We start from the raw sequence: 2,889 nt of genomic DNA, 5'->3' as shown, positions 1-2,889 counted from the left end.
AGGGCGACCAGATCGTCGGTGGTGGGCGGCGGGGGTTCGAACTCGCCCTCGTGCCGGACCACGTCCCAGCCGCGCGGCGCCGTCAGGCTCCGGGCGTGCGGTTCACATAGGTCGTACGTGTGCGGCTCGGCGAACGCCGCCAGGGGGCCGACCACCGCTGTCGACTCGTTGTAGACATAGGTCAGCGTGGCGACCGCTTGCCGGGGGCAGCCGTTACGGGAGCAGCGCCGTGGTGACCTCACGGCGGCAGGGTATCTCCATTACCGGGTCCGGCGCACTGCTTCGCGTTGCGACACGCCCGTCACGGTGATCACAATTCGGCCGGTTGCGCACCGGCCGGCCCCCGGGCGGGCGAGCGCCACCCCGCGGATGCCGACCGCGCCGCGCCGCGCCAGCGGCGCTGCCGCAGGCCAGGTCGGTGCGGGCGCTAACCTTTCCTCATGACGAGCCCGGAACACCGCCGCCCCGGCCCCGGCCGGCGCGCCCACCGCGACCGGCACGGGCGCGGCCTGCGCGGGCGGCTGGTGCCGGCGACGGTGCCGTTGGCGCGTACGAAGGCGGAGATCTTCGACGATCTGGTGCTGGACACGGTCGAGACCCTCGAACGGCGGTTCGCCAAGGAACTGGCCGGGGTCGAGTTCGCTGTGGAGGACGTTCCGCCGGACCTCAACGTCTACGACTCCGATGTGCTGGAGGACGGCGAGGTACCGCTCGCCCGGCTGCTGCCGGGTCGCCCCGGCCGGCAGGAGGTGCCCCCGCGGATCGTGCTCTACCGCCGGCCGTTGGAGTTCCGGGCGATGGACCGCGAGGACCTCGCGGATCTCGTGCACGACGTGATCATCGAACAGGTGGCCAATCTGCTCGGGGTGGACCCCGACGAGTTGGCCTGAGCCGGGCGGCCCCCACCGCCCCGGCCCGGCAAAGCTCAGGCGACCCGCCGCTTGAGCTTGCGCCGCTCCCGCTCGGAGAGCCCGCCCCAGATCCCGAACCGCTCGTCGTGGCCGAGAGCGTATTCGAGGCATTCCGTCTTCACCTCGCAGCGCGAGCAGATCCGCTTCGCCTCGCGGGTCGAGCCGCCCTTCTCGGGAAAGAACGCCTCCGGATCGGTCTGGGAGCAAAGCGCCCGCTCCTGCCACTCCGGCGCGTTTCCGAGCAGGTCGGCCACCTCAAGCTGGCCGTCCATCAGATGCCTCCTTGTCGCGCACCGGCGTCATCGCCGCTGCAACCCCCCACGCGGAAGGCGTGCTTGTCCGTACGGTCCCGATTTGTTGCGTTCCGTGCGAACAACCCCATTCAAATTACACGCGTGTAATGCGTGCGCCGTCAAGCTGAACTTGATAATGGAGTCGTCCTCCCGACAACACTCCGGACGGCCACCCGGCCACCCGGCCTCGCAACCTGCCCTATCGATTCAGACCCCGGCCGAGTAACGCCCTCTCCGGCGAGTTGCCCGAGTTTTCTCCCGTGGCGCTCCCCCGCCGACCGCACAGGGAAGGCCGATGAGGACGCTCGGAAGTCACCCACCGCGATTCGTTGATCTTGGTGGGGCACAGGTTAACCCGAGTTGCCGCCGACCGCCCGCCGAGCCGGCAACGCCGACGGCGCTGCGCCCACGATGTGGACGCGGCGCGGCGGTGCGCCCGCGTACCCCGAATCGCGGCGGGCCACCAACACGCTGCTGCGCCGGACGGATCCGGCTGTCCCTCCACTTGCGACAGAAATCCCGCCCACCGATGGCCGCTCGTCCCACCAGGCGGTACGGGTGAGGCGGACGAGTCAGGCCGGCGGCGTGCCGCGCGACGTCCGCTATGGACGAGGGCTGCCGTACGCCGTCGTGCGCCTGCGGGCCGGTCGTCCGGCGGCCGTCGCGATGGCGATCAACTGCTCCTCGGTACGGGCCGAGCCGTTGCCGGAGCCGGCCATCCGGGAGATCGTCTCCTCCATCAGCGTGCCGCCCAGGTCGTTGCAGCCGCCCCGCAGCATCGCCGCCGTACCCTCGTCGCCGAGCTTCACCCAGGAGCACTGGATGTTGTCGATCCGGCCGTGCAGCAGCAGCCGGGCCATCGCGTGCACGACCCGGTTCTCCCGCCACGTCGGCCCCGGGCGGGCGATGCCGGCCAGGTAGATCGGCGCGTTCGTGTGCACGAACGGCAGCGCCACGAACTCGGTGAAGCCGCCCGTACGGTCCTGCAACCCGGCCAGCACCCGGAAGTGCGCGAGCCACTGCCCGGGGTGGTCCACGTGGCCGTACATCATGGTGGAGCTGGACCGGATGCCCAGCTCGTGGGCCGTGCCGACCACGTCGACCCAGGCGGCGGCCGGCAGTTTGCCCTTGGTGAGCACCCAGCGCACGTCGTCGTCGAGAATCTCGGCGGCGGTGCCCGGGATGGTGTCCAGGCCGGCCTCGCGCAGCCCGGTCAGCCACTCCCGCACCGGCACGCCGGCCTTGGCGGCGGCGGTGACGATCTCCATCGGCGAGAACGCGTGCACGTGCATCCCCGGCACCCGCGCCTTGATCGCCCGGACCAGGTCGGCGTAGACGGTCACCGGCAGCTTCGGGTCGATCCCGCCCTGGAGGCATACCTCGCTGGCACCGGCCGCCCACGCCTCCTCGGCCCGGTCGGCGACCTGGTCCACCGACAGCCGGTACGCGTCGGCGTCCCGCTCCCGCTGGGCGAAGGCGCAGAACCGGCACCCGACATAGCAGACGTTGCTGAAGTTGATGTTGCGGTTGACCACGTACGTCACGTCGTCGCCGACCGCCGCCCGGCGGACGTCGTCGGCGAGCCGGCACAGCTCGTCGAGCGCCGGCCCGTCGGCGGCGAACAGCGCCAGCGCGGCGTCGGCGTGCCTGGGCTCCAGCAGCGCCGCCGGGTCGTCGGCCGCCAG

General features: G+C 71.7%; 4 protein-coding genes. 1 reads left to right on the top strand and 3 read right to left on the bottom strand.

Going from position 1 to position 2,889, the window contains the following annotated elements; translation table 11 throughout:
* On the bottom strand, positions 1–242 hold a 242-nt coding region (locus F6X68_RS31950; protein ID WP_151457726.1), incomplete at its 3' end, for a DUF3499 domain-containing protein.
* Between the two features lie 198 nt (positions 243–440).
* On the opposite strand from F6X68_RS31950, the gene F6X68_RS31945 reads away from it, so the two are divergent.
* Complete coding sequence (locus F6X68_RS31945) at positions 441–890, top strand: metallopeptidase family protein (protein WP_089001916.1); 450 nt, start codon at positions 441–443, stop codon at positions 888–890.
* 35 nt (positions 891–925) lie between these two features.
* On the opposite strand, the gene F6X68_RS31940 is transcribed toward F6X68_RS31945, so the two are convergent.
* Both F6X68_RS31940 and cofH read right to left on the bottom strand, forming a co-directional pair.
* Positions 926–1,183: a WhiB family transcriptional regulator gene (locus F6X68_RS31940; RefSeq protein WP_088980572.1), complete on the bottom strand. Its 258-nt coding sequence runs from the start codon at positions 1,181–1,183 to the stop codon at positions 926–928.
* Between the two features lie 623 nt (positions 1,184–1,806).
* Positions 1,807–2,889 (bottom strand): 5-amino-6-(D-ribitylamino)uracil--L-tyrosine 4-hydroxyphenyl transferase CofH (gene cofH / locus F6X68_RS31935; protein ID WP_151457725.1); only part of this gene is annotated, 1,083 nt, incomplete at its 5' end.

It is taken from the genome of Micromonospora sp. AMSO12t, from assembly GCF_008806585.1.
Classification (GTDB): Bacteria; Actinomycetota; Actinomycetes; order Mycobacteriales; family Micromonosporaceae; genus Micromonospora; species Micromonospora reichwaldensis.
Note: the sequence above shows the minus strand (reverse complement) of the source record. Positions and strands in the feature narration are given on the sequence as shown.